Consider the following 24,845-nt stretch of genomic DNA (forward strand, 5'->3'; position numbering starts at 1 on the left):
TTCGCTCCTACAGGGAATGCATGCGGTTCGGCTGTTGCATCTTCTGTAGGAGCCAACTTGTTGGCGAGCCGCTTTACGCGGTGTGTCACATACAACGCCTCGCGAACAAGTTCGTTTCTACAGGGAATGCATGCGGTTCGGCTGTTGCATCTTCTGTAGGAGCCAACTTGTTGGCGAGCCGCTTTACACGGTGTGTCACATACAACGCCTCGCGAACAAGTTCGCTCCTACAGGATTCCCACCGCTTACGGCATGCCCAGCCAGGTCGGCAACGCCAAGGATATAAACGGCACGTAGGTCACAAGGATCAGGAACGCCAGCAGAATACCCAGCCACGGCAGCGCCGCTTTGATGGTCTCGCCCAACGTCAGACCGGTCACGGCAGAGGTCACGAACAAGTTCAGCCCCACCGGCGGATGCACCAACCCGATTTCCATGTTGACCACCATCACAATCCCCAAGTGAATCGGGTCGATGCCCAGCTTCATCGCAATCGGGAAGAAGATCGGCGCGAGGATCAGCACGATGGCCGACGGCTCCATAAAGCTGCCCGCCACCAGCAACACGATGTTGACCATGATCAGGAAGCCGATCGGCGTCAGTCCTTCGGAAATCACCCAATTGGTAATCTGCTGCGGAATCTGTTCAGTGGTCAGTACGTGGGCGAAAAGCATGGCATTGGCGATGATGAACATCAGCATGATCGCCAGGCGTCCGCTCTCCAGCAGCACCCGCGGGCAATCGCGAAAACGCATGTCCTTGTAGACGAACAGCGCAATAAACGCCGAATACACCGCTGCCACTGCCGCCGCTTCCGTCGGAGTGAACATGCCGCTGTAGATACCGCCGAGGATGATCACCAGCAGCAGCAAGCCCCAAAACGCACGTTGGGCGGTGTGCAGCCATTGGCGGAAAGTCACCCGTGGTTGCGCAGGCAATTTCTTGACCCGGGCGACGATGTAAATCACCACCATCAGGATCACGCCCAAAAGAATCCCCGGAATCACCCCCGCCATGAACAGCTTGCCCACCGAAGTTTCCGTGGCCGCCGAATACACCACCATCACAATCGACGGCGGAATCAGGATGCCCAAGGTGCCGGCGTTACAGATGATGCCGGCGCCGAATTCTTTCGGGTAACCGGAACGCACCATGCCCGCCACCGCAATCGAGCCCACTGCCGCCACGGTTGCAGGGGACGAACCCGACAACGCCGCGAACAGCATGCACGCCAGGACAGCAGCAATCGCCAAGCCACCGCGAATGTGACCGACGCAGGCGTTGGCGAAATCGATCAGCCGCTGCGCCACCCCGCCGGTGGTCATGAAGGCCCCGGACAAGAGGAAGAACGGGATCGCCAGAAAGGTGTAGCTGTCGGACGTTTCAAACAGCTTGATCGCCAGCGAACTCAACGAGTCCTGGCTGAACATCAGGATCGATACCGCGCCCGACAGCCCAAGGGAAATCGCGATCGGCACGCCGAGAAACATGAACACGAACAGCAGCAGGAACAGACAGATAACCGTCATCAGTGTTGCTCCTCGGCAGGATTGGCCAGTTTCGTCGCTTCCGCCGCTTCATCCGCCAGGCCCAGCCCGGTCTGACGATGGGTGTAGATGCGGTACATGATTTCCAGGTATCGGGCGATGATCATCGCGAAACCGATAGGCACGATCACGGTGATGTAAGCCACTTTGATGCCGTAGCGGTCCAGGTCTTCGGCACCAATGCCAGCCACGAACAAGGCCGACACCCATTTGTAGCTGGCCGCCAGAAACAGCCCGGCGTAGACCATGCAGCACAGGCACGCGAGCATCGACAGCCAGCGCTGCACCGGTTTGCTGGTCTTCTTCACCAGCACGTCCACCCCAAGGTGGCCGGCGGTGCGAACGCCATAAGCGATGCCGAAGAAGATCAACCAGCCGAACAGCGCTTTGGTCAGCGCCACGCTCCAGGTCATGCCTTGGGCGTAGCCCATCAAGTGATCGCCAATCCCGGCGAAGAAGTCGCTGCTGACCGCCCACTGATCGCTGAGGGTGTAAAACAGCGTGTAGATGTTGTTGAGCGCCACGTAAACGAATGTCACCAGCGTCATGGCAGCCAGCAGAAAGGCAATCATGCCTTCCTCGAAATGCTCCCAGACTCGCCTGAGCGATTGCATAAGAATTCTCCGAACGTCGAGAGAGCAGCCACCCTGGACCGGGTGGCCGCGCAGGCATCAGGGCCTGCTCAGATCACGGCTTGAAGCATCGGTTGAACCGGATTCAAGGCGCTTTGTTGGAGTCGTCTGCGGCCTTGATCAGGTCTGCACCGATCTCTTCGGAAAACTTGTCCCAGACCGGCTTCATGACTTCACGCCATTTGGCCCGCTGCTCAGGGGTCAAGGCATCGATTTCGCTGGTCTTGGCAGCGATGATTTTTTGCTTGGCGGTCTGGTTCAGCGCTTCGGCCTGTTTGTTCACTTCAACCGTCACTTGATCCACGATCTTTTGCAGTTCGGCGCGCACGTCTTCCGGCAGGCCGTTCCAGAACTTGGAGTTGGTGATCACCATGTAGTCGATCAGGCCGTGATTGGTTTCAGTGAAGAACGGCTGTACTTCGTTGACCTTCTGGCTTTCGTAGTTGGACCAGGTGTTCTCGGTGCCGTTGACGGTGCCGGTCTGCAGGCCTTGGTAGACCTCGGCGAAGCTCATTTTGCGCGGGTTGGCGTGGAGGGCAACGAACTGCGCTTCAAGCACGCTGGAGGCCTGAACGCGGAATTTCAGACCGCGAGCGTCTTTGGGCTCGATCATCTTTTTGTTGGCGGACAATTGCTTCAGGCCGTTGTGCCAGTAAGCCAGGCCGTGAATGCCCTTGTCGTCCATCGAAGTCAACAGCGCTTTACCCTGCGGGCCTTGCTGGAAACGGTCGACAGCGGCCAGGTCGTTGAACAGGAACGGGAGGTCGAAAATCTGCACTTTCTTGGTGTACTGCTCGAACTTGGCCAGCGACGGCGCCAACATCTGCACGTCCCCGAGCAACAGCGCTTCCATTTCCTTGCCGTCGCCGAACAGGGAAGAGTTGGGGTAGACCTCGACTTTCACTTTGTCCTTGAGCTGCGGGTCGGCGGCGACCATCTTCTGAAACATCAAGGCGCCCTGCCCCTTGGGCGTGTTTTCAGCCACAACGTGGGCGAACTTGATGACAATGGGGTCGGCTGCCTGCGCCAGGCTGGCCAGAGAGACGGCGGCGGCGCAGAAAAGCACCTTGGTCAGCTTCAACATCGATATCACCTTTTTATTGTTGTAGGAGAAGTCAGCCTCTGACGGGCTGATGTTTCGAAGCAATGTCGCACAGCGAGTGTGGCCCAAAGATGGCTCATTACCAGGCGTTTAGAGAATTAGCTTTTATATAAGCCAGCGTTCGGTTGGGCTGAACGCTGGCCGGTAATCGCGATTCCCCCCTGTAGGAGCGAATTTATTCGCGAGCCAGACGCCGCGGTGTGTCAGGCCAAAAGCCTCGCGAACAAGTTCGCTCCTACAGAGGGTGCACGCAGACCCGGGCGCATTACCTGTAGGAGCGAATTTATTCGCGAGCCAGACGCCGCGGTGTGTCAGGCCAAAAGCCTCGCGAACAAGTTCGCTCCTACAGTGCTTAGCCGGCTGCCAACGCCAATAAACGCTGGGCGCGGAGCAACACCGGGGCGTCGACCATCTGGCCATCCAATTGAAAAGCCCCGGCGCCGTTAGCGGCAGCGCTGGCCTCAACCACCTTTTGCGCCCAGCTCAAATCGTCACCGCTGGGCGCAAACGCGGCGTGGATCACGGGGATTTGCTTGGGATGAATGCACAGCGCGCCGCCGTAACCCATGTCGTAGGCGTGCCGCGTGGCACATTCCAGCCCTTCGGGATCACCGATGGCTGGGAATACGCCGTCCAGCGGGGGCAGCAGATTGGCCCCACGCGAATGCAACTGAACGGACATGCGTGCCTGATCCAGAAACAACTGCGCCGCCACGGTGCCGGTATTCAGGTTCAGATCCAGCGCAAGGTCGAGGCCGCCAAACGACAAGCGCTCGACTCCTTGGGCATGGGCGATCTGCTCCAGCGCCAGCAAGCCTTTGGCGCTTTCGATGATCGGCCAGACAGGCTTACCTGTTTGCCAGACAACCGCAACGTGAGCGGCGCTTTCGACTTTGGGCAACAGGACCCCGGCAACGCCTGCCTGCTGTCTGCAAAACGCCAGGTCAGCGGCATGTTCGGCGTGATCAGGCGAATTGACCCGAACCCACACCGACGCCTGCGGGTTTCCCTGCAGGAAGGCGGCAAGATTGTCTCGCGCTTGGCGTTTCAGGCGTTCTTCCACGGCGTCTTCGAAATCGACGATCACCGCATCGGCGCCGGCAGCCAACGCCTTGGCAAAACGCTCGGGTCGGCTGCCGGGCACAAACAGCGCGGATCGGACGATGGGTTGGGGCATGATGGTGGTTCCTTCTTTTACAAATCCTGATCGTTCCCACGCTCTGCGTGGTAACGCCTTATCGGACGCTCCGCGTCCAGGTGACGCGGAGCGTCACGTGCTGCGTGCCCACGCGGAGCGTGGGAACGATCAGCGCAGTCTCAAACCACCCCAGCCGCCAACAAGCGCGCCTGCTCTTCAACCGAAAACCCAAGCTCCCCAAGAATGCTGCCAGTGTGCTGCCCCAACCCCGGCACCCCGTCCATGCGCGGGGTAAACGCGGCATTTCGTCCAGGCGGCAGCAACGAAGGCAACGGGCCTGACGGGCTGTCCACTTCGCGCCAGCTGTCCCGGGCCTTGAGCTGGGGGTGATCCCACACGCCCTGCATGTCATTGACCCGCGCATTGGCGATCTGCGCGTCTTCAAGCCGTGCCACCACTTCGTCCACACTCAACGCCGCGAAGCCCTCGACGATGATCTGCCGCAGCACCTCTCTGTTTTCCGAACGCTTGAAGTTGGCCGAGAATCGCTCGTCGGTCGCCAGCGCCTTGTTCAACAGCACCTTTTCGCAAAACAACGCCCATTCGCGCTCGTTCTGCAGGCCCAGCATGATCGTGCCGCCCCCACCCGTAGGAAACGGCCCGTAGGGGTAAATCGTCGAATGCGAAGCGCCCGCACGGGGAGGCGGCGGCGCACCGTTGTAGGCGTAATACATCGGATAGCCCATCCACTCGACCAGGCTTTCGAGCATCGACACATCGATGCGGCTGCCGACGCCGGTTTTGTCGCGCAACATCAGCGCCGACAGAATGCCGGTATAGGCATACATGCCCGCCGCGATGTCGGCGATTGAGCAACCGGCCTTGGCCATCTGTTCTTCGCCGGGCCCGCCAGTTACTGACAAAAAGCCGCCTTCACTCTGGATCAGCAGGTCGTAGGCTTTCTTCTTCTCATAGGGACCGCCTTCGCCGTAGCCGGAAATGTCGCAAACGATGAGCCGAGGAAATCGCTCTTTGAGCGCCTCGAACGACAAGCCCATACGCGACGCAGCGCCCGGCGCGAGGTTTTGCACCAGCACGTCGGCCTTACTCAGCAGCGATTCGAGGATGTCCCCAGCTTCGCCCTGTTTCAGGTCCAGGGTCAGGCTTTCCTTGGAGCGGTTGGTCCAGACGAAATGCGAGGCCAGGCCATCAACGCGCTGATCGTACCCTCGGGCAAAATCGCCGCTGCCAGGGCGCTCGATTTTCACCACACGCGCGCCAAGATCGGCCAGTTGCCGCGTGCAGAACGGCGCGGCGATGGCGTGTTCCAGGCTGATGACAGTGATGCCGTCCAGGGGACGGGGGTTTGTTTGAGTCATGTTCATTTACCTATTCGTTGCGCTGCATGTCCCTGTAGGAGCCAACTTGTTGGCGAGCCAGGCAACGCGGTGTGTCAGCCAGGACGCCTCGCGAACAAGTTCGCTCCTACAGGGTTTTGCATTCAGATCAAATCGCGCAAAGTCTGCGCATCACGCAACTGCCAGACCTTTTGGATCAGCGCCGCCCCTTGCTCCACCGTACGCGCCCCTGAAAACGCCAGCAGCCGCTGGAATTTGCTCTCAAGCTCCGGCCGCGACAGGGTGTTGCCCGGATCGCCTTTCGGGTCATCGATGGCGGCGGTCAGCGTGCGGCCATCGGTGGTGGTGACGATCACCCGGCCCAGCCAACGCGCCGGGTACGCCCCATCGACTTCAGGGTCCAGCTCCATCGTCACCTTCTCGCGGAAGGCATCGACGTTGGCATCGGTCAGCGCCAGATCGCGAAATTCAATCAACTGCGCGCTGCCATGCACGGCGATCAAGCCGAGCACCGCGCCCATGGAAAACTTCGCCTGATGCACCGTGCTCGGCACGACAACACGCCCCAAAACATCGATAGCGCCCTGGTGCACCCGCGTGACCACCTTGGCGATCTGGTCATGGCGCAGGCCTTCGCGCTGCATAAGGTGCAACAACGCATCGGCCGCCGGATGGGTATGACGGCACGAGGCGTGATACTTGAATGAGGTTTCCACCAGCGCCCATCGCGTGCCGAGGCGGTCGGACAATTTGCTTGGATCGGCATCGGTCGACATCCCCGCCGCCATCCCTTGATCGCCCTCCAGAATATTGCGCGCGCCGGTCAGGCCGTCTTCGGTCAGGTAGGCCGCGAGCAAACCATCGGCGGCGGCCTTGGCGGTGTGCAGCTGTTTGGAATCTGCGGCATCGCGCAAGAACTCCCACAAGCCAGCAGCCTGTGTGCCGGCAGTGCCGAGCAAATTGATGAACTGCTCTTTATCAAAATCCAGCAGCTTGCCGACCGCAACTGCCGCCGCCAACGTGCCGACCGTGGCCGTGGTGTGGAAGATGCGGTAGTGCGAGCGACCCATGAACTCGCCGATGCGAATCCCGGCTTCGTACCCGGCCACCGACGCCAACAGCAAGTCTTTGCCGGACTTGTTCAGGTCCTGGGCAGCGCCCAGCACCGCCGAGAACACCACTGTGGCCGGATGCAGAACGGAGCTGTTGTGCAAGTCGTCCTGCTCGACCAGGTGCGAAGACGCGCCATTGACCAGGGCTGCGAAGTACGCCGAGGTGCCGCGCCCGCTGACCAGGATTTTCGACGCGCCGTTCGCTGGCCCCATGCGCTGGGCATAGCGCTCGAACAACGGAATCGGCCGCGCGTTCTGGCTGGCGAGCGCAGAGCCGATCCAGTCAAGAAACAGGTCCTCAGTGCGGTCCAGCACGGGGCCTGGAATGTGCTCGTATTTCAGGTCGGCTAGGAACGCCGCCAGCGCTTGGGTATGGCTCATGTGCGGGTCCTCAGAAACTGCGCGGCAGTTCGAGCAGGTGCTCGGCGACGTAGGAAAGAATCAGGTTGGTGGAGATCGGCGCCACCTGGTACAGACGCGTTTCGCGGAATTTGCGCTCCACGTCGTACTCGCAGGCAAAGCCGAAGCCGCCGTGGGTTTGCAGACAGGCGTTGGCCGCCTCCCACGACGCTTTGGCCGCCAGGTATTTGGCCATGTTGGCGCTGGCCCCGGCGTTCTTGCCGCTGTCGTATTCCTCGCAGGCGCGCCAGCGCATCAGGTCGGCGGCTTCCACCTCGATGTGCGCTTCGGCAATCGGGAACTGCACGCCCTGGTTCTGCCCGATCGGCCGGCCAAACACCACCCGGTCACGGGCGTAGGCGCTGGCTTTTTCAATGAACCAGCGACCGTCGCCGATGCATTCGGCGGCGATCAGTGTGCGCTCGGCATTCAGGCCGTCGAGGATGTATTTGAAGCCCTTGCCCTCTTCACCGATCAGACTGTCCAGCGGCAGTTCGAGGTTATCGAAAAACAGCTCGTTGGTTTCGTGGTTGACCATGTTGGCAATCGGCTGAACCGTCAGGCCCTTGCCGATGGCCTCGCGCAAGTCAACGATGAAAATCGACATGCCTTCGGATTTCTTCTTCACCTCGGCCAGCGGCGTGGTGCGCGCCAGCAGGATCATCAGGTCCGAATGCTGCACCCGGGAGATCCACACCTTTTGTCCGTTGATCACGTACTTGTCGCCCTGCTTCACGGCGGTGGTCTTGATCTTGGTGGTATCGGTGCCGGTGGTGGGCTCGGTCACGGCCATTGATTGCAGGCGCAATTCGCCGCTCGCCAGCTTGGGCAGGTAGTAACTTTTCTGCGCCTCGCTGCCGTGGCGCAGCAGGGTGAACATGTTGTACATCTGGCCGTGAACAGTGCCGGAATTGCCGCCACAGGCGTTCACTTCTTCGAGAATGACCGACGCTTCGGCCAGGCCCAGGCCCGAGCCGCCGTACTCGGTGGGGATCATCGCCGACAACCAGCCAGCGTCGGTCAGCGCTTTGACGAAGGTTTCCGGGAAACCCTTTTCTTCATCGATCTTGCGCCAGTACGCGGCGTCGAAATCGGCGCACAAAGCGCGCACGCCTTCGCGGATGGCATTGAGGTCTTCATCGTCGTACGGATTCATCGTGGTATGTCCTCGGATAGGCCTTGGCCTTTGTAGGAGCGAACTTGTTCGCGAGGCGTTTTACCTGACGCACCCCGCCAGGCCTCTCGCCAACAAGTTGGCTCCTACAGAGATCGCATTTTTTCAATTCATGGAAAAATCAGTCGAAAATCACTTCCGCACTCTGCGCAACGCCCGCTTCATTGCCGGCCCACAGCTGCGCCTTGCCCGGCTCGATGATCTGGCCACCGACACGAAACGGCGTCGGCACGTTCAACGGCCGCACGCCGCGATAGGCGAAATGGCGCACGCGCTTGTCGGGGTTGGCGCGGATGAACGCGCGCAGATTGAAGGTGGCGATCATCGGGCCGTGCACCACCAGGCCGGGGTAGCCTTCGGTGCCGGTGACGTAGGGGTAGTCGTAATGAATGCGGTGGCCGTTAAAGGTCACAGCGGAGTAGCGGAACAACAGGGTGGGCGTGGGCGAAATGGTCTCGCTCCAGTCGCCCTGCGCCGGCGCCTCGCCGCTATTGAGTTTCGGCGCATTGGGCTCGCGGTAGACGATGTCCTGCTCTTCGCGCACGCACAGCTCACCGTGTTGCGAATAGTCGTGCTGCACGGTGACGAACAACAGCGAACCGGTGCGGCCGTGTTTTTCCTCGATGTGCAGAATGGTCGACAGGCGATGAGCCTCGGCGCCGACTTTCAGCGGCACGATGAACTCGACACGGCCACCGGCCCACATGCGATTGCGGTTGTCAGCCGGAGGCAAGAAGCCGCCGCGAGCAGGATGACCGTCGGCGCCGAGCTGGGGTTCGAACACCGGCTCCTGAAAGAAGCACCATTGCCAGAGCGGCGGCAAGCCATCGCCATCGGCCGGCGTCGGCTCGCCAAAGGTGGCGGCGATGCGTTTGATCAGGTTACGGCTCAGGTGGTCGGTCGCCTCTTCGGTGCGCCCGATCCAGGCACTGAAATCCGTCGGCAAATCTGAAGCACTCATAGCGAAGCGGCCTCTGCATTTGTTGTTATCGCCAGATCATGCGAGCCGCTCGGCATTCTGTGAATTTGCATTTGCGTAACCCGGCGTTCATATATGCTGAACGCCCCTGCAACGTCTGGACACAACCATGCACTTCGACCTGGCTGACTTGCGCCTCTTTATTCATATCGGTGAATCCCCCAGCCTGACCCAGGGCGCGCGTCGGGCGTTTCTGTCGCCTGCTGCGGCCAGTGCGCGGATCAAGGCGCTGGAAGGTCAGCTCGATACCCGCCTGCTGTACCGCGACAGCCGTGGCGTGGAGCTGACCCCCGCCGGGCAAAAGCTGCTCAAGCACGCGCGTCTGATCATGAGCCAGGTGGATTACCTGAAAGCCGAGTTCACCCACTTCGGCACCGATTCGGCCGGGCACATTCGCATCTTCGCCAACACCACGGCGGTGACGGAATTCCTGCCCGAAGTGCTGGCCGGATTTCTGGCGAAGCGCCCAGGAGTGACAGTAGATTTGCAGGAACGCTTGTCCCGGGACATTGTGCGCGGCGTGCTTGATGGCAGCACCGACATGGGGATCATCGCCGGGCCCGTGGAAGCAGCAGGTTTGCAGGTGATCCACTTCAGCACCGACCGCCTGGTGCTCATCGTGCCGGTGGGGCATGAGCTGGCCGGTCAGAAGAGCGTCACGCTCAAGCAGACTCTCGCCTATCAGCACATTGGCCTGCACGAGGGCAGCACGTTGTTGAGCTTTTTGCGCGATCACGTCGAGCGCATCGGCCAGAGCCTGTCGCTGCGGATTCAGGTGTCGAGCTTCGAGGCGATCTGCCGGATGGTCGAGGCGGGTGTGGGAATTGGCGTCATCCCAGAATCCGCTGCCGTGCGGCATAGCCGGACCATGGAGCTGGTGACCATCGAGCTGGACGAGCCGTGGGCGATTCGCGAACGCAGCATTCTGGTGCGTGAGCTGGATGCGTTGCCGGGCACCGTTCGCGCATTGATCGCCACGTTGATGCCAGCCAGCCCGGACTGATCAGGCAGACACTGAGTCCTAACGTGGGAGCGGACCTGTCCGCGAAGAGGCCGGTACATCCGGCAGATTTATTTCGGCTGGGCTGACGCATTCGCGGACAGGTCCGCTCCCACGGGGGTCATCGGCACCGGTGAGACCCGGGTGGCCGCAGCGATCATCAGCTGCGCCGCCCCAACAACGGCAACCCGAGCAACGTCAGCAACACCCCGATCAACGCGATACCGGGCAGGGCATCACCGAATTGCAGCCAGCCCCAGAACATCGTCACCGGCGGGGTCAGGAACAGCGCGCCACTGATGTGCTGCATGCTGAACCGTTGCAAACACAGCCAGTAAAAACCGTATCCGCCCATGGTCCCGAAGATCGTCAGCCAGACCACGCCGAAGGCGAACCCCTTTGCGGGAACCGGTTGTAGGCCGCCTTCGTAAAACGCCAGCACAGCAAAGATCGGAATCGTCGCGCAGACCTGAATGAACAAAGCGGTCAGCCCTGACATGCGCGCCACCGGAGCGCGCTTCTGATACAGCGTTGCGCAGGCCAGCGACAGCACCGCAAGTAGCGGCAACGCAAAGGCCCACGCCGATGCAGTGCCAGGCTTGATACTCGATGCGCTGGCAACCAGCATCCCCACCACACAAAGAACCAGTCCCAGCCACTGCCAGCCGCGGGTGCGTTGCCCCGGCACAAAACCGGCCAGCAGCACGATCGACACCGGCAACAGATTGGCAAGTACCGACGACGTACCCGGCGAGACGCCCAGTTCAATGGAGCGAGCGATCGGCGCGATGTAGCCAGCAATTGCGAACACGCCCATCAGACTTTGGCGCAGCACATCACTCCATTGCAGTTGGCGCAATTGCTTGAGCGTAAACGGCAGCAGCACCAGCGCGGCCAGCACGAAACGCCAGAAGGTGGCCAGGAAAACGCCGCCCTGCTCCGCCGCATAGCGATAGCCGATGAACCCCGAGCTCCAGCTGACGACCATCGCCAGTAACAGCAGCAGGCCGATCACTCGTGTGATCGTGCTGCGTTGTGGCGCTTTCTCGGCGGTGAAGTCGTGCGCTTGTCGGATTGTCATCACTTCGCCCTTCTCTATTGACGGTTGGAGATGGTAAGAAGGGATGGCTGATGCAATCAAACGAAATGATCAGCATCACTGATGCAGGAATATTGAATCATGGCTGAAGCGCTGGATATCGAACTGCTGCGCACCTTTCAGGCCATCGTCAGGTTCAGCCAGTTTCTGGCGGCCTCGACTTGGCTCAACCGCAGTCCTTCGGCAGTCAGTCTGCATGTGCGGCGGCTTGAGGAAGTGGCGGGCGGCAGGCTGTTTGAGCGTGATAACCAGACGGTAAGCCTGACTCCGCTGGGTCGTCGATTCGCCCTGCAAAGTTCGGAATTGCTACAGGTACACGATCGCATGCTGGCCAGTTTCAGTCGGCCTTTGGCGAGCGGTCGGGTGCGGCTGGGGATCTCCGAGGAATACGCCGGGGCATTGCTGCAATGCACGCTCTCCACTCTTTCGGCGCTGCACCCGAACATCGAGCTTGAGGTGGAGACCGGGGCCAGTGGGCGTTTAAATCGTAAGCTTGCGCGCGGTCAGCTGGATCTGGCGCTAATCGTGGAACCTGTAAGGGTCGACACGCCGGGAGACCGGCTGGTGATGAAGGTCGGCACCACAGAACCGGTGTGGGTCGCCAGCCATGATTACCGCATGGACCCGGACAAACCACTGCCACTGGCGTTGCACGGCCGGGGCTGCCCGTACCGCATCGCGGCGGTAGATGCCCTGACCAAACAAGGCCAGCGTTGGCGCGCGGTGATCAGCAGCGCCGGGGTGTCTGCGCTGGACGCAGCGATCAGCGCAGGTCTGGCGGTGGGCATCGTCGACCGTGGGCTCGTCCGCCCGACCATGCGCGTACTTGAAAAGGCCCAAGGCTTTCCGGATCTGCCGATGCACGAAATGAAACTGGTACTGGCCCCCGGCGACACCAGTGCTGCGTGTGAGGTGATGGCGCAATTGGTGTGTGACCATTTTCGGGGGTGAATCCCGCCCCCGTCCCTGTAGGAGCGAACTTGTTCGCGAGGCAATATTTCGGACAGAGGACAATGCCCCTTCGCCAACAAGTTGGCTCCTACAGAAACCCACCGGTTTTACCCTTTCAGGACACCTTGGCCCCGTGCGATGATTCGCCCGCTTTGTGACAGACGTGACTGAAGTCACGCAGGCAAAGCGCTACGTGATCGCCTTTTGTTTTGTCTTTATTCTGCTGTGGATTGCCGACCATGAACTTTTTCAAGCGCGTATTGCTGGACCGCAGGCTCAAGCATGCGCTGTTGCAGCACAACTGCCGTCTGGACAGTGGCATCCGGGGGCTGCGCAAGGACGTCCAGCTGACCCTCGAACATGGCGTCAAGCTGCACCAGATAAAAATCCACTCCAAACAACTGAGCATCGGCGCCTACACTGACATTGTCAGCGGCTCGGAGCTGCACGATGTGTCGAGCATCGGTCGTTATTGTTCCATCGCCAAAAACGTCACCATCGGCCAGGATCGCAAATCCCATCCGTTGAGCTGGCTCACCTCCCACAGCGGTCTCGTCGGCCTGCGCCAGCAGTTGAGCGGCGCTGCGCCTCATCACGAAGGCGTAAAGCAGACCGTCATCGGCCACGACGTATGGATCGGCATGGATGTGTTGATTCTGGAGGGCGTGACCATTGGCACTGGCGCAGTCATTGGCGCGCAGTCGCTGATCACCAAAGACGTGCCGCCCTACGCCATCGTCATGGGCTCGCCGGCCCAGGTGAAGCGCTATCGCTTCGATCAGCCGACCATCGACAGCCTGCTCGCCAGTCAGTGGTGGAACCTGACGGCCCATCAGCTCGCCGACCTGCCCATCGAAAACCCCACCGCGCTCATTGAAACGCTCAAGGGTTTCGTCGTGCCGGATAGTCATCCCGGCAAAGTAGTGGTGCGCAATCGGCCGTTCAGCGTCGAGCAACACCCGGCCCAGTAACCAGGCTCAGCCCGCCGGATTCGGGCGCGCCGTATCGTTACTGACAGCGTGGACTTTCGGCGCATCGGCTTTGAGCAACGCCTGAATCGCCTGAGCGTAAGCCTGACGCCCCAGGTTCATGCTGTTGTTGTGATTGCCGCCGGGCACCATCAGCAGGTTTTTCGGCTCTCGGGCGGCATCGAACAACGCCTGACTGAAACGCGGCGCGACGAACTGATCCGCCGTGCCATGAACAATCAGCACCGGCATGTTCACTTCAGCGATCTTGTCGATGGAGTCGAATTTTTGCGACACCAGCCAGCGCACCGGCAGCGAGGTGTAGGTCGTGGCCAGTGAAGCGGCAACATCCCCTAGATTAGTGAACGTCGACTCGATGATCAGACCCCGAGCCTGAATGGGTTCACCCTTTTCGGCGTCCTGTCCCAATTCCGCTGCCAGATCCACGGCGACAGCGCCGCCCAGGGAATGGCCGTAAATGAGGCGTTTTTGAGCGTCTGGCTGCAGCACTTTCAGGCGCTCCCAGGCGATACGAGCGTCTTCATAAACGGACGCTTCCGAAGGCAACTGTCCCTTGCTCTGACCGAAACCACGGTAATCGATGGCGAGCACTGAAAAGCCCAACGCGTGCAATTGCTCGATACGGAAGAACTGGCCGGTGAGGTTCCAGCGCGAGCCGTGCAGGTACAGCAAGGCCGGCGCATCGCGCTTTTCGGCGGGCCACCACCACGAGTGAATATTCTGCGCCACGCCAAACGACGGCGCCTTGAGCTCGAACTCCTGCACCTCGGCGGGCAAGCCGCGATACCAACTGGCCGTGCCCGGCTCGATGCGAAAGACCAGCTCGCGCTCCTTGTGCTGCAATACCGAACAGCCCACCGGCAACCCGATGACGACGACGAGCATGCAAGCGTAGAGCAGCCAGCGTGCCCGGAAGTGCGCGAGGGAAGGTTTGAGCATGGATGACGTCCGATCAACGAAATAGAGCGAAATGCGTGGGCATCTTGCCATCTAAGCGGTCATGCGTCATGGCGGGCTGCCGAATGGAAACCTGGCGCTACAGGTGAGATACGACTTTTTCGCTAATCGTAACGACTCAGTAACCCGAGCCTGACGCCGTTGCACCGCTGACAATCGCGATCCCGGAGCTGGTGCCCAGACGCGTGGCGCCCGCCTCGATCATCGCTACAGCAGTGGCGTAATCGCGCACGCCGCCCGAGGCTTTGACACCGATGTCGGCGCCGACCACTTTGCGCATCAACGCTACGTCCTCAAGGGTTGCACCGCTTCGGCTGAACCCGGTAGAGGTTTTGACGAACGCCACATTGAGCTCGCGGCAGATTTCGCAGGCACTGGTTTTCTGCGCGTCATCGAGCAGGCAGGTTTCCAGGATTACTTTGAGCGGCACCGCACCACAGGCCTGTTTGACCGCAGCGATATCGTCGCGCACCTGATCCAGCAGGCCGTCTTTCAACGCGCCGATGTTGAGCACCATGTCGATCTCGCCAGCGCCCGCGGCCACCGCTTGTTTGGCTTCAAAGGCCTTGGTATCGCTCAAACCGGCGCCCAGCGGAAACCCCACCACCGCGCAGACCTTGACCTTGGCGCCAGCGAGCAATTGCGCCGCGTAAGGGACTTGGCCAGAATTGACGCACACCGAATAAAACCCATGCTCCTGCGCTTCACGGCACAATGTGGCGATCTGCTCGCGAGAGGCATCGGCGGCCAGCAACGTGTGGTCGATAAACTGAGCGAGTGCTGCGGGTTCGAGTTGGGTCATTGAGTCGATCCTGATAGAGAGGCGGTTGCAAGCGACAAGAGTGAAGCCGCTTACATGATCAATATGTTTCGATACTAACAATTTATGTTACTTTTTTACCATAATTAATCGACAGCCGGAATGCCTGTGGACAGCAAAAAATCAGACCGCATCAAAGTCATCCAGCAGGCTCTGCAAGACCAGAAGGCCATTCACCTGCGGGAAATGGCCGCCCTGCTGGACGTATCCGAAATGACTCTCAGGCGTGACCTGGGCCGTTATCCAGACCGCTTTCACTTGCTCGGCGGGCATATCACTCTGGCCTTCGATCCCACGGAAGCTGCCGATTACAAGGTCACCGAGCAAGGCACCCGCCACGTCGAAGAAAAGCGGCGTATCGGCAAGCTTGCCGCTGCGTTCATCAAGCCCGGTGACACGGTGTTCTTCGACTGCGGGACGACCATCCCTTTCGTGGTCGATTTCATTCCCGATGAGCTTGAGTTCACGGCCGTGTGCAACTCACTCAACGTGTTGCTCAAACTCCAGCAAAAACCCAATTGCAGCATCGTGCTGTGTGGCGGGACCTTTCATCGCAAGAATCAGGTGTTTGAGCATCGCGACGAGAGCAGCATTCTGGACAGCGTGCGCCTGACCTGGGCCTTCGTTTCAGCGGCGGGCGTGAGCGAGGCCTTCGGCGTGACCTGCTTCAATTTCAACGAAGTGGAGGTCAAGCAGAAGGTCCTGCGCCAGGCGCGGCATTGCATGCTGCTGGCCGATCACACCAAGTTCGACGCCGTCAAAACCGCGCATTTCGCCACGCTTGAGCAGTTTCATGTAGTGGTCTCCGACAAGAAAATGCCAAAACCGTATCGCGATTTGATTCAAGGGAATGGGGCGCAGGTGGTGATTTGATTCCGCAGCCCGCTGTCCCGCGAATAAATTCGCTCCTACAGAAGGTCGCGATTCTCTGTAGGAGCGAATTTATTCGCGAGGCGATCAGGGTTTCAAATCACTCTCCAACTGCCGCACTTCCCCAACCGCCAGATACCCGGTGGTCACGCTGAACTCGGCACTCTCCCCCGCCGCCAACGAGCGCACATTGCCCTTGGCCTTTTCCGCCAGATACCCCTCCGGCTCGCAAGTCGCAGGCAACACGAACGCCGCCACCTGCTGATCCGGATTGTGCAAAATCCAACGCGCTGCGTGATCGAACTGTTCGGGCTTATAGCGCGTGTAAAACGCCGGACCGTCCGGGTGTTTGAGCAGAAAATGCGCGTCACCGCTGGCATCCGCGCAAGCGCCATCGAAGAAGCACACGATCTCCGGGTCATACAACTGTGGCGTATCCAACGTCGCCAGCCGTGACGGATCCTCGGTCAAGTCAGCCATATAGGCAGACCACGCAGGCGTCGGCTTCACGTGAGCCGGGACACTGCTGCGCACCCGTGTACGCTCCACGCCTAATGGCTCGACGAAACGGCCATCGGCGACGTAGGCATAGTTCATGTGCGCCATGTACATCAGCTCCATGGGCTTGCCGGCCAGGTTGGTCACCTGCATGCCGATGTCGAATAGCCCCGCGCCGGCACGCAGCGTGACACTGGGCCGCGCGCGGTAGTGATCGCCAAAGCCCTGCACGTATTCGTATTCCCCACCCAGACGCAGAAACACGCCCCCTGCGTCCTCGCCCACCTCCAGCCACGAAGCGTCCATCGGCGCGCAGGGCATTTCGCCGTGCAACGGATGATCGTCTTCGGGTGTCGGGCAGCCGTTGCGCAACAGGCCGCTGTGAAACATGAAGCAGCCGTAGGTGCCGATCACCGTCGGACTCGGTCGCGGCTGGCTGAACATGTTGCGCATGGTCAAATCGCAACCATCGAACACCGCCGACCAGATCATCTGCCCCTGATACGGCAGCACCACGACGCGCCCGCGGTTGTTCTCCAACGCCAGCGCCTTCACGCCCGTAGGATAAGTCCAGGCCAGTACGCGAAAGTCAGACGACTCCAGCAGTGTTTTCTCCGCGCCGTTGAACTGCTCCGGGTAAAGGTCGAGCTTGAACGTGTTCATGAGGCGGTCACCGCGCCAACCGGTGCGTGTTCACTGCGCGGATCGCGCATGCATTTGACGGCGTAAATCACGATCACCACAAAGCACAGCAACGGCACGGTGTACGCCAATTGCATGTTGCCGTGAGTAGCGTCAGACAGCAGGCCCTGGAAGATCGGGATCACGCCGCCGCCGACGATGCTCATCACCAACAGCGAACCGCCGACACCGGTGTCTTCGCCCAGACCGTCGATGGTCAGGCCGTAAATGGTCGGCCAGCACGGTCCAAGGAAAATGCTCACGCCCACTGCCGCATACACCGCGCTGATGTTCGGCACCAGAATCGTGTAGGCCAGCAGCACGATGGTCAGCACGCCGTAGATCGCGAGGACCTTGGCCGGGTGCATTTTGCGCATCAGCAGGTTGGCGACCATCTTGCCAACGAAGTAAGCGGCGAATGTGGTCAGCAGGAACCACGAGGCGCTGCGCTCGTTCATGCCGCCCATTTGCATGGCCAGGCGAATGGTGAAACTCCACACGCCGACTTGCGCGCCCACGTACAGAAACTGCGCCAGCACGCCGAAGGTGAAGCGCGGGTTGCGCCACAAACGGGAAAGGCTCTGGCCAATGCTGCTGGTTTTGACGTTGGCTTTGACGTTGCCCTTGCACGCCGGGAATTTGGTGATAGCGATCAGGATGAACATCAGGATCAGCACCGCGATCATCCATTTATAGGGCAACAGCGTGGACTGGATCATTTGCAGTTGTTGGATCGCTGCGTCCGAGGCGCTCATCTGCGTCAGTTGCTCGCGGGTGGCGTCGGTGTCCTTGAACATCACGAAGCTGCCGACGTAGACCCCGGTCATCGCGCCGAACGGGTGGAAGGTCTGGGAGATGTTCAAACGGCGGGTGCCGGTTTCACGGGGGCCCATCAGCGTCGAGTACGTGTTGCACGCGGTCTCCAGAAACGACAGGCCTGCGGCGATGACGAACAGCGCCAGCAGAAACATGCCGTACTTGGCAGTCGATGCCGCCGGGAAAAACAGCAAGCAACCGAACATGTACAGCAACAGGCCGATCAGGATCGTGGTTTTGTAGCTGAAACGTCGGACCACCATCGCAGCCGGAATCGCCACGAAGAAGTAACCCAGGTAGAACGCCGATTGCACGAAGGCGGTCTGGAAATCGCTGAGCAGAAAGGCCTTCTTGAAGTGAGCGATGAGCACGTCGTTCATGCTCGCCGCAGCTGCCCACAGGGCAAAGATGCTGCACAACAGCAGAAACGCGAACCACGGCGTGCGGTTGAGGTAGAAACCGTCGGGGGTTTGTTGGAGCGCGGGTGTTGTCATTGTTGTTCTCCGATTGACGCGCGAATGCGGCAGGCATGAAGCCGAGCGATGTTCACGTCGGAGCGAGGCTTGTCCGCGAAGCTTTTATCGGCCGGCCTTTTCGTAGACGGGTCGAACGCCTTCGCGGGCGAGCCTGCTCCAACAAGAGCGGTTTACAGCGATTCGAGAAATTGCCCGAACGTGGCAGCGTCCGGGTACGAACTTTGGGTGCCCAAACCCGTGACCGAGCAGGCGGAATAGGCCACCGCCTGGGTCATGGCGCGGCGCATGTCGCCGTCCTGGCTCCAGTGGTGGGCGAAACAACCGATGAACGCATCACCTGCGCCAGTGGTGTCCCGCGCCGCGACTTTGTGGCCTTCGACGCGGAACTCGCCCTCTTCGCCTACATACAGCGCGCCTTTGTCGCCCAAGGTAACGATGACGTGACGAATACCCTCCTTCACCAGTCTGCGAGCAGCGATCAACGCAGTGTCCGGGCCGTCCACAGGCATGCCGGTGATCAGCGCCAGTTCGGTTTCGTTGGGGATAAAGAAGTCCAGCTGCGACAAGTGCTCGCGGTTCAGCCCGGCCACGGCCGGCGCGGGGTTGAGCAGCACCGGAATGCCGTTGCGCTTGGCGAAATCGATGGCGTAGTAAACCGTCTCCAGCTCGATTTCCAGCTGCAATACGATGAGCCTACAGTCGCGCAATGCACCTTGGGCGGCGTCGATATCGGCCGGTTTGAGATGGGCGTTGGCGCCTTTGACGATGAGGATGCTGTTGTGGGAATCGCTCTGCACGAAGATCGGCGCGACGCCACTGGAGACGCCCGGTACGCGGGCAACGAATTGGGTGTCGATACCGAATCGTTTGAAATTGGCGAGAGTGTTGTCGGCAAACATGTCGTCGCCAACCTTGCTCAGCATCAGCACATCGGCGCCGAGCTTGGCAGCGGCGACCGCCTGATTGGCACCCTTGCCGCCACAACCCATGGCGAAATTGGGGGCTTCGAGGGTCTCGCCCTGTTGAGGCATCCGGTCGATGTAGGTGATTAAATCCACCATATTGCTGCCGATGACCGCGATCTTGTTCATGGATGATTTACCTTGTGAACGCCTCGATCCACAGATCGATGACGCTATTATTTTTGTTATTTAAATAACATTTATTGTGACTATTCAACCCTTTTTTGAGAAGCGCTGTGCCTGGCAAAAGCAAAACGGGCCAGGCATGGCTGCCTGACCCGCTAAAAGCCCCACGTTAGAGGCGTTCGCGCCGATCCGGTTCCTCCATGACCGGTGGTCGCAATCGATTGCGTCGTCTCTGTCAGACGGCGCGACACCCTGTAGGAGCGAACTTGTTCGCGAGGCTTCTGCCTGAAACTCCCCAAGACCGCTTCGCCAACAAGTTGGCTCCTACAGAGCGGCGTGAAGCTCAATAATCCCCGCCCCCTTCCAGCAACGTCCCCAGCAACCAGGCGCCCGCAGGCCCCAAGCTCTTTTGCCGGGACCAGATCACATCCACCGCCGAACTGCGCGGCCAGCCGGGGACTTGCAGCTCTTTGAGCCGCCCCTGCGCATAGCCCGACACCAGCCAGCGCGGCAGCGCCGACCAGCCAAAACCGAACACAGCCATGTCCATCAGCAACAGATAATTGGGCGCCGACCAGCTGCGCAGCCCTCCCCCCGGCAAATCGCTGGTCGGCACGCTTTCATCGACGATGGTGTTCAGGCGCAGTGCCCGGTGCTTGGCCAACTTCGGATAATCAACCGACGTTTCAGCGGCCAGCGGATGCTGATGCGAAACAAACAGGCCGAAGTCCGCACGTTCGGCGATGGTCGCGTAACCCACTTCCGGCGGGTAATTGGCCTGTGCCGAGAGCAACCCCAGCGAAGCCCTGCCCGACTGAATCAGGTTGATCGCGTCGCCGTGTTCAGCAAACACGCACTCAAGCTCCAGCTCAGGAAAGCGCTGATCCAGTTCAGCCATGCGCACTTCGAATTCGGCGAACTGGTTGGCGTCGGACAGCACCAGGGTTAGCCGCGGCTCCATGCCTTCTGCCAGACGCCCGGCAGCGCGACGCAACTTGTCTGATGCTGCGAGGACGTCTTCGATGCGGCCATGCAACGCACGTCCGGCTTCTGTGAGGGCCGGTTGTTTGGATGAGCGATCAAACAGCTCGACCCCCAAATCGATTTCGAGACGGGATATAGCTTCGCTGACTGTCGATTGGCTTTTGCCCAAGCGTCGGGCGGCGGCGCTGAATGAGCCCAGCGCGACGACCTGGGCGAAGGCTTCGAGGGCTTCTGGGGAATAGCTCATGGGCTGTCCTGACTTACTCGTCCATCGGTTTTTCCGATGGTTACGATTTTCACTTTAGTCCAGTGACAACCGACAATGCACCCCTGCCCTGCAACAAAGTGAACCTGTCATGAAGACGACTCGACCCAATACTGCCGCTGTGCCGGCCAAATCTCTGAAGGAGCGCGCCTTGCACGCGCTGCTGTTTGAAATGATCGGCGTCGTACTTTTCGCCCCGGCGCTCGCCTGGCTGCTGGGCCATTCCCTGGGCAAAATGGGGGCGATGACGGTAATGATTTCCACTGTCGCGATGCTCTGGAACATGCTGTTCAACGCAGGATTCGACCGCGTTCGCGCCCGTTTGGGTTTTGCGATGTCGTTCAAGGTGCGGGCGCTGCACGCGCTATCGTTTGAAGCCGGCTTGATCGTCGCGGTGGTGCCGCTGGCGGCGTGGTGGCTGTCGATCAGTCTGCTGGAAGCGTTCTGGCTGGATATCGGTTTGCTGTTGTTGTTTCTGCCGTACACGATGGTGTTCAACCTGGCGTATGACAAGGTTCGGGCGCGGATGATCGAACGACGCCGAGGACATTGGACAGATCGCGCTTCTGAACGATGAATAACGGCCCTTCTGTAGGAGCCAACTTGTTGGCGAGGCGGCAAGGACAGGTTTCCCGTCACGCCGCCTCGCGAATAAATTCGCTCCTACAGAAATTGCGCAATCACTGGCGCAAAAACGGCAGCACCTCTTCCAGCAACGCCTCGGGCACTTCTTCGGCCAGATAATGCCCGCCTGGCAATGCCCTGCCGCGCACGTCGGTAGCAACGGCTTTCCATTCTCTCAGCGGATCGAAGCACTTGCCCACCGTGCCTTCGGCGCCCCACAACGCCATCAATGGCATGTTGAGTTTATTGCCGGCGTCTATATCGGCGCGGTCGTGTTCCAGATCGATGCTGGCACTGGCGCGATAGTCTTCGCACACGCCACGGGCCGCACCCGGAAGGCTCGCGCAACGGACGTATTCAGCGAAAGCCTCATCGGTGAACGGCGTCAGTCCGGCGCTGCGACTGCCCATCACGCTGCGCAGGTATTGTTCCGGATTGGCCTCCAGCAGCGTCTCGGGCAACGGCGCCGGACGAATCAGAAAAAACCAGTGCCAATACGCGCGGGCGAAGGCTTCGTCGGTCTGGCTGTACATCGAAAGCGTTGGTGCGATGTCGAGCAACGCCAGACGCGTGACCACTTGCCGATGATCCAGCGCCAGCCGATGGGCGACCCGCGCGCCTCGGTCGTGGGCCAACACCGCAAACGTCGAAAACCCCAATTCGCTCATCAGCTCGACGTTATCCCGGGCCATTTCGCGCTTCGAATAACTGCTGTGGTCTTCGGTCGCGGGCGGTTTGGAACTGTCGCCGTAACCGCGCAGGTCAGCAGCGACCACGGTGAAATGCTGCGCCAGGGTTTGCGCGACCTTGTGCCAGATCACGTGGGTTTGCGGGTGGCCGTGCAGCAGCAACAGCCCCGGCCCGGAGCCGCCCTTGCGATAGGCGATGTCTACGCCATTGACCGTGAGCTGCGCTTTTTCAAATCCGGCGAACATGGCATGCCTCCTTGTGGTTATGTGGCCCATGCTAAAGCGTTGAGCGATCCGGACAAGGCGTAAAGCGTGGCCTGCCCGTTCATGAAGTGTGGTCGCTTTGGCTGAGAAAATACGTGCGACCGGCGCAATTGGTCTGCGTGAATACCCCGTTATTGGCTATTCGGGATGTACGAGGTCGGGGGTAACGTGGTGCCACACCTCACAGCATTCACACCGGAGCACACTGAAATGAGCAAACGCATCGAATGGGCCAAAGCCTCGCCTGACGCCTACAAAGCCATGGTCGGCCTGGAAATGGCACTGGGCAAATCCGGCCTGGAAACCTCGCTGCTGGAACTCGTCCGCCTGCGCGCCTCGCAAATCAATGGCTGCGCCTATTGCGTCAACATGCACGCCAACGATGCACGCAAGGCAGGGGAAACCGAAGCACGCTTGCAGACCCTGACCGTCTGGCGCGAAACCACCTGGTTCACGCCGCGTGAAAGAGCGGCGCTTGCCTGGGTAGAAAGCCTGACCCTGCTGTCGATCCACCACGCGCCTCAGGACCAATACCAGACACTGCTCGAACACTTCTCCGAAGCTGAAGTCGCCAACCTGACCCTGGCCATCGCCACGATCAATGCCTGGAACCGCTTTGGTGTTGGGTTCGAGATGGTGCCGGCGTAAACCCGGGAAACGCCTGTAGGAGCGAACTTGTTCGCGAGGCTTTGATTCTGGCCGCAGGCCCTAGGAGTCTGGCTTGCCGACGATCTGCCGCGCAGCGGTAGTAAATTCCGAGCACGCGGTACGTCCGGCGGATCCCGATAAATGTTGGAGCGAGGCTTGCCCGCGAAGCTAACGACGCGCAGTGTCAGGATAAATCGAGGTATGAGCTTCGTCGGCAAGCCGGACTCCTACGCCCTCCGGGCAGAAGCACGCGCCATTGACTCAGCGATTCGAGCTTACCTGTACGAGCGCACCTGTTCGCGAAGCGGTGTGCCTGACACTTCGCGTTAACCCCCTCGCCAACAAGTTGGCTCCTACAGGGGCGTGTTTCAGCCCTTGAGGAAACGCCCGCTCACGGCGACGCCCAGCAGCATCACGGCGATGATCATGAACGCCAGATCAAGGCTGCTGGCGTGGGCGACGAAGCCAATACCCGCAGGGCCGACCAGAATGCCGCCGTAGCCCAAGGTGGTGATCGCCGGAACCGCCACATTTTCCGGCATGGTCGTCTGCCGTCCGACCGCGCTGTAGCAGACCGGCACGATGTTCGAGCAGCCTGCCCCCACCAGCGCGTAACCCAGCAGCGCAGCCTCCCAGGTAGGCACCAGTGTGGCGAGGGCCAACCCGGCTGACGCGCACAGACCGCCAATCAGGATGATGCGCGGACCTCCCAGGCGCCGCACGATGGGGTCGCCGAACAAACGGCCAATGGTCATGGTGGTGGCGAACACGGCATAACCCAGGCCAGCGTACGAGGTTTCAACCCCGCGCTGCGCACTCAGAAACACTGCGCTCCAGTCCAGCATTGCGCCTTCGGTCAAAAACACTGTGAAGCACAGCAACCCGATAAACAGCACGATGCCTCGCGGGATGGCGAAGGCCGGGCCACGGGTCGCGCTGCCGTAAGTGAGCAGATGCGGCGCGGCCTTGAGCAACGCGATGAAGCAGAACACCGCGACCACCAGCATCGCGATCAGCGGTGATGCGCCCAGGCTGAGCATCCCCGCTACGCTGGCCGCACCCACAAAACCACCGACGCTGAACAAGCCGTGAAACCCCGACATCATGGTTTTGCCGCTGGCCCGTTCGACGATGATCGCCTGAATGTTCACCGTGCAATCCAGCGCCCCCATGCTTGCGCCAAACACAAATAACGTGGCCACCATCAACGGCAAACTGGACACTGTCGCCAGCAGCGGCAGGCACAGGCACACCAACACCGTGGAGGCCATCAACACGCGCCGACAGCCAAAACGTGCAGCCAGCGCACCGGCCAGCGGCATGGCGATGATCGAACCCACGCCCAGGCACAACAGCAACAGGCCGAGCGTGCCTTCGTCGAGCCCGATCCGCGCCTTGGCGTACGGCACCAGCGGCGCCCAGGCGGCGATGCTGAAACCGGCAATGAAGAAAGCGATTCGGGTGGAAAACTGTTCCAGTCGCCCGGGCGTGAGCGGCGGCGCAGTGCTGATGGAGGTCATTGAAGCTCCCTGGCAAAAGTCAGCCGAAGATGCTGACAAAAGAGGGAGCCTAACAAAGGTCGCGGTTTAACCAAATGTTTCGTGTTGGATTGAGGCGCTTCAGGAAGACCTCAGTTTGTCCATGGCATTAACGCAAACCCATTTCGAGCGAGGCTTGCCCGCGAA

At 60.4% G+C, this 24,845-nt stretch carries 23 protein-coding genes; 6 read left to right on the forward strand and 17 right to left on the reverse strand.

Annotated elements, in window-relative coordinates:
* Positions 1-245: 245 nt before the first annotated feature.
* The 8 genes from dctM to ACWKWM_RS09205 all read right to left on the reverse strand — a co-directional run bounded on the left by dctM (position 246) and on the right by ACWKWM_RS09205 (position 9,423).
* On the reverse strand, positions 246-1,529 hold the full coding sequence (gene dctM, locus ACWKWM_RS09170) for a C4-dicarboxylate TRAP transporter large permease protein DctM (protein ID WP_483845839.1): 1,284 nt from the start codon (positions 1,527-1,529) through the stop codon (positions 246-248).
* The gene (locus tag ACWKWM_RS09175) at positions 1,529-2,161 is read right to left on the reverse strand and encodes a TRAP transporter small permease (RefSeq protein ID WP_483845840.1); all 633 of its coding nucleotides are present in this window, start codon (positions 2,159-2,161) and stop codon (positions 1,529-1,531) included. The genes dctM and ACWKWM_RS09175 overlap by 1 nt, the downstream gene beginning before the upstream one ends.
* Before the next feature lie 103 nt (positions 2,162-2,264).
* A complete protein-coding gene (locus ACWKWM_RS09180) occupies positions 2,265-3,263 on the reverse strand; it encodes a TRAP transporter substrate-binding protein (protein ID WP_483845841.1) in 999 nt (332 codons plus the stop codon).
* A 370-nt stretch (positions 3,264-3,633) separates the two neighbouring features.
* On the reverse strand, positions 3,634-4,458 hold the full coding sequence (locus ACWKWM_RS09185) for an HpcH/HpaI aldolase/citrate lyase family protein (protein ID WP_483845842.1): 825 nt from the start codon (positions 4,456-4,458) through the stop codon (positions 3,634-3,636).
* 140 nt (positions 4,459-4,598) lie between these two features.
* Complete coding sequence (locus ACWKWM_RS09190; protein ID WP_483845843.1) at positions 4,599-5,798, reverse strand: CaiB/BaiF CoA transferase family protein; 1,200 nt, start codon at positions 5,796-5,798, stop codon at positions 4,599-4,601.
* 122 nt (positions 5,799-5,920) lie between these two features.
* Positions 5,921-7,270, reverse strand: coding sequence for an MmgE/PrpD family protein (locus ACWKWM_RS09195; RefSeq protein WP_483845844.1), 1,350 nt, complete (start codon positions 7,268-7,270; stop codon positions 5,921-5,923).
* A gap of 10 nt (positions 7,271-7,280) precedes the next feature.
* Positions 7,281-8,444, reverse strand: coding sequence for an acyl-CoA dehydrogenase family protein (locus ACWKWM_RS09200; RefSeq protein WP_483845845.1), 1,164 nt, complete (start codon positions 8,442-8,444; stop codon positions 7,281-7,283).
* A gap of 139 nt (positions 8,445-8,583) precedes the next feature.
* Positions 8,584-9,423, reverse strand: coding sequence for an HTD2 family dehydratase (locus ACWKWM_RS09205; RefSeq protein ID WP_483845846.1), 840 nt, complete (start codon positions 9,421-9,423; stop codon positions 8,584-8,586).
* A 127-nt stretch (positions 9,424-9,550) separates the two neighbouring features.
* On the opposite strand from ACWKWM_RS09205, the gene ACWKWM_RS09210 reads away from it, so the two are divergent.
* Positions 9,551-10,444 carry a LysR family transcriptional regulator gene (locus ACWKWM_RS09210; RefSeq protein ID WP_483845847.1) on the forward strand — a complete coding sequence of 298 codons (894 nt, stop codon included), beginning with the start codon at positions 9,551-9,553 and terminating at the stop codon, positions 10,442-10,444.
* A 157-nt stretch (positions 10,445-10,601) separates the two neighbouring features.
* On the opposite strand, the gene ACWKWM_RS09215 is transcribed toward ACWKWM_RS09210, so the two are convergent.
* Positions 10,602-11,522 carry a DMT family transporter gene (locus tag ACWKWM_RS09215; RefSeq protein WP_483845848.1) on the reverse strand — a complete coding sequence of 307 codons (921 nt, stop codon included), beginning with the start codon at positions 11,520-11,522 and terminating at the stop codon, positions 10,602-10,604.
* Positions 11,523-11,621: 99 nt separating this feature from the next.
* On the opposite strand from ACWKWM_RS09215, the gene ACWKWM_RS09220 reads away from it, so the two are divergent.
* On the forward strand, positions 11,622-12,491 hold the full coding sequence (locus ACWKWM_RS09220; protein ID WP_483845849.1) for a LysR substrate-binding domain-containing protein: 870 nt from the start codon (positions 11,622-11,624) through the stop codon (positions 12,489-12,491).
* Between the two features lie 239 nt (positions 12,492-12,730).
* Entirely contained in the window at positions 12,731-13,462 is a 732-nt protein-coding gene (locus tag ACWKWM_RS09225; RefSeq protein WP_483845850.1) for a CatB-related O-acetyltransferase, read from the forward strand.
* Positions 13,463-13,468: 6 nt separating this feature from the next.
* Here the strand turns inward: ACWKWM_RS09225 and ACWKWM_RS09230 are convergent, their stop codons facing one another.
* Together ACWKWM_RS09230 and deoC are read right to left on the reverse strand one after the other, a co-directional pair.
* Complete coding sequence (locus tag ACWKWM_RS09230; RefSeq protein WP_483846054.1) at positions 13,469-14,365, reverse strand: alpha/beta hydrolase; 897 nt, start codon at positions 14,363-14,365, stop codon at positions 13,469-13,471.
* 190 nt (positions 14,366-14,555) lie between these two features.
* The gene (gene deoC / locus ACWKWM_RS09235; RefSeq protein ID WP_483845851.1) at positions 14,556-15,239 is read right to left on the reverse strand and encodes a deoxyribose-phosphate aldolase; all 684 of its coding nucleotides are present in this window, start codon (positions 15,237-15,239) and stop codon (positions 14,556-14,558) included.
* A gap of 120 nt (positions 15,240-15,359) precedes the next feature.
* On the opposite strand from deoC, the gene deoR reads away from it, so the two are divergent.
* Entirely contained in the window at positions 15,360-16,130 is a 771-nt protein-coding gene (gene deoR / locus ACWKWM_RS09240; protein WP_483845852.1) for a DNA-binding transcriptional repressor DeoR, read from the forward strand.
* Positions 16,131-16,214: 84 nt separating this feature from the next.
* Here deoR and ACWKWM_RS09245 read toward each other — a convergent pair whose 3' ends face one another.
* From ACWKWM_RS09245 to ACWKWM_RS09260, 4 genes are all read right to left on the reverse strand, one after another.
* On the reverse strand, positions 16,215-17,288 hold the full coding sequence (locus ACWKWM_RS09245; RefSeq protein ID WP_483845853.1) for an aldose 1-epimerase family protein: 1,074 nt from the start codon (positions 17,286-17,288) through the stop codon (positions 16,215-16,217).
* Entirely contained in the window at positions 17,285-18,616 is a 1,332-nt protein-coding gene (fucP, locus tag ACWKWM_RS09250) for an L-fucose:H+ symporter permease (RefSeq protein WP_483845854.1), read from the reverse strand. The genes ACWKWM_RS09245 and fucP overlap by 4 nt, the downstream gene beginning before the upstream one ends.
* A 152-nt stretch (positions 18,617-18,768) precedes the next feature.
* Entirely contained in the window at positions 18,769-19,689 is a 921-nt protein-coding gene (gene rbsK, locus ACWKWM_RS09255; RefSeq protein ID WP_483845855.1) for a ribokinase, read from the reverse strand.
* Positions 19,690-20,029: 340 nt separating this feature from the next.
* Positions 20,030-20,917: a LysR family transcriptional regulator gene (locus ACWKWM_RS09260; protein WP_483845856.1), complete on the reverse strand. Its 888-nt coding sequence runs from the start codon at positions 20,915-20,917 to the stop codon at positions 20,030-20,032.
* A 109-nt stretch (positions 20,918-21,026) separates the two neighbouring features.
* Here ACWKWM_RS09260 and ACWKWM_RS09265 point away from each other — a divergent pair, with 109 nt between their 5' ends.
* On the forward strand, positions 21,027-21,512 hold the full coding sequence (locus ACWKWM_RS09265) for a multidrug/biocide efflux PACE transporter (RefSeq protein ID WP_483845857.1): 486 nt from the start codon (positions 21,027-21,029) through the stop codon (positions 21,510-21,512).
* 103 nt (positions 21,513-21,615) lie between these two features.
* On the opposite strand, the gene ACWKWM_RS09270 is transcribed toward ACWKWM_RS09265, so the two are convergent.
* The gene (locus ACWKWM_RS09270; RefSeq protein ID WP_483845858.1) at positions 21,616-22,494 is read right to left on the reverse strand and encodes an alpha/beta fold hydrolase; all 879 of its coding nucleotides are present in this window, start codon (positions 22,492-22,494) and stop codon (positions 21,616-21,618) included.
* Positions 22,495-22,722: 228 nt separating this feature from the next.
* Between ACWKWM_RS09270 and ACWKWM_RS09275 the strand changes: the two genes are divergently transcribed.
* Positions 22,723-23,160 carry a carboxymuconolactone decarboxylase family protein gene (locus ACWKWM_RS09275; protein WP_483845859.1) on the forward strand — a complete coding sequence of 146 codons (438 nt, stop codon included), beginning with the start codon at positions 22,723-22,725 and terminating at the stop codon, positions 23,158-23,160.
* 368 nt (positions 23,161-23,528) lie between these two features.
* Here ACWKWM_RS09275 and ACWKWM_RS09280 read toward each other — a convergent pair whose 3' ends face one another.
* Positions 23,529-24,680, reverse strand: a complete 1,152-nt coding sequence (locus tag ACWKWM_RS09280; RefSeq protein WP_483845860.1) for an MFS transporter — start codon at positions 24,678-24,680, stop codon at positions 23,529-23,531.
* Positions 24,681-24,845 lie beyond the last annotated feature (165 nt).

The organism is Pseudomonas rosaeacicularis (assembly GCF_057128745.1).

Coding starts and splice junctions, on each gene's coding strand:
- dctM (WP_483845839.1), bottom strand. CDS start 1,529: ATGACGGTTATCTGTCTGTTCCTGCTGCTGTTCGTGTTCATGTTTCTC.
- ACWKWM_RS09175 (WP_483845840.1), bottom strand. CDS start 2,161: ATGCAATCGCTCAGGCGAGTCTGGGAGCATTTCGAGGAAGGCATGATT.
- ACWKWM_RS09180 (WP_483845841.1), bottom strand. CDS start 3,263: ATGTTGAAGCTGACCAAGGTGCTTTTCTGCGCCGCCGCCGTCTCTCTG.
- ACWKWM_RS09185 (WP_483845842.1), bottom strand. CDS start 4,458: ATGCCCCAACCCATCGTCCGATCCGCGCTGTTTGTGCCCGGCAGCCGA.
- ACWKWM_RS09190 (WP_483845843.1), bottom strand. CDS start 5,798: ATGACTCAAACAAACCCCCGTCCCCTGGACGGCATCACTGTCATCAGC.
- ACWKWM_RS09195 (WP_483845844.1), bottom strand. CDS start 7,270: ATGAGCCATACCCAAGCGCTGGCGGCGTTCCTAGCCGACCTGAAATAC.
- ACWKWM_RS09200 (WP_483845845.1), bottom strand. CDS start 8,444: ATGAATCCGTACGACGATGAAGACCTCAATGCCATCCGCGAAGGCGTG.
- ACWKWM_RS09205 (WP_483845846.1), bottom strand. CDS start 9,423: ATGAGTGCTTCAGATTTGCCGACGGATTTCAGTGCCTGGATCGGGCGC.
- ACWKWM_RS09210 (WP_483845847.1), top strand. CDS start 9,551: ATGCACTTCGACCTGGCTGACTTGCGCCTCTTTATTCATATCGGTGAA.
- ACWKWM_RS09215 (WP_483845848.1), bottom strand. CDS start 11,522: ATGACAATCCGACAAGCGCACGACTTCACCGCCGAGAAAGCGCCACAA.
- ACWKWM_RS09220 (WP_483845849.1), top strand. CDS start 11,622: ATGGCTGAAGCGCTGGATATCGAACTGCTGCGCACCTTTCAGGCCATC.
- ACWKWM_RS09225 (WP_483845850.1), top strand. CDS start 12,731: ATGAACTTTTTCAAGCGCGTATTGCTGGACCGCAGGCTCAAGCATGCG.
- ACWKWM_RS09230 (WP_483846054.1), bottom strand. CDS start 14,365: ATGCTCGTCGTCGTCATCGGGTTGCCGGTGGGCTGTTCGGTATTGCAG.
- deoC (WP_483845851.1), bottom strand. CDS start 15,239: ATGACCCAACTCGAACCCGCAGCACTCGCTCAGTTTATCGACCACACG.
- deoR (WP_483845852.1), top strand. CDS start 15,360: ATGCCTGTGGACAGCAAAAAATCAGACCGCATCAAAGTCATCCAGCAG.
- ACWKWM_RS09245 (WP_483845853.1), bottom strand. CDS start 17,288: ATGAACACGTTCAAGCTCGACCTTTACCCGGAGCAGTTCAACGGCGCG.
- fucP (WP_483845854.1), bottom strand. CDS start 18,616: ATGACAACACCCGCGCTCCAACAAACCCCCGACGGTTTCTACCTCAAC.
- rbsK (WP_483845855.1), bottom strand. CDS start 19,689: ATGAACAAGATCGCGGTCATCGGCAGCAATATGGTGGATTTAATCACC.
- ACWKWM_RS09260 (WP_483845856.1), bottom strand. CDS start 20,917: ATGAGCTATTCCCCAGAAGCCCTCGAAGCCTTCGCCCAGGTCGTCGCG.
- ACWKWM_RS09265 (WP_483845857.1), top strand. CDS start 21,027: ATGAAGACGACTCGACCCAATACTGCCGCTGTGCCGGCCAAATCTCTG.
- ACWKWM_RS09270 (WP_483845858.1), bottom strand. CDS start 22,494: ATGTTCGCCGGATTTGAAAAAGCGCAGCTCACGGTCAATGGCGTAGAC.
- ACWKWM_RS09275 (WP_483845859.1), top strand. CDS start 22,723: ATGAGCAAACGCATCGAATGGGCCAAAGCCTCGCCTGACGCCTACAAA.
- ACWKWM_RS09280 (WP_483845860.1), bottom strand. CDS start 24,680: ATGACCTCCATCAGCACTGCGCCGCCGCTCACGCCCGGGCGACTGGAA.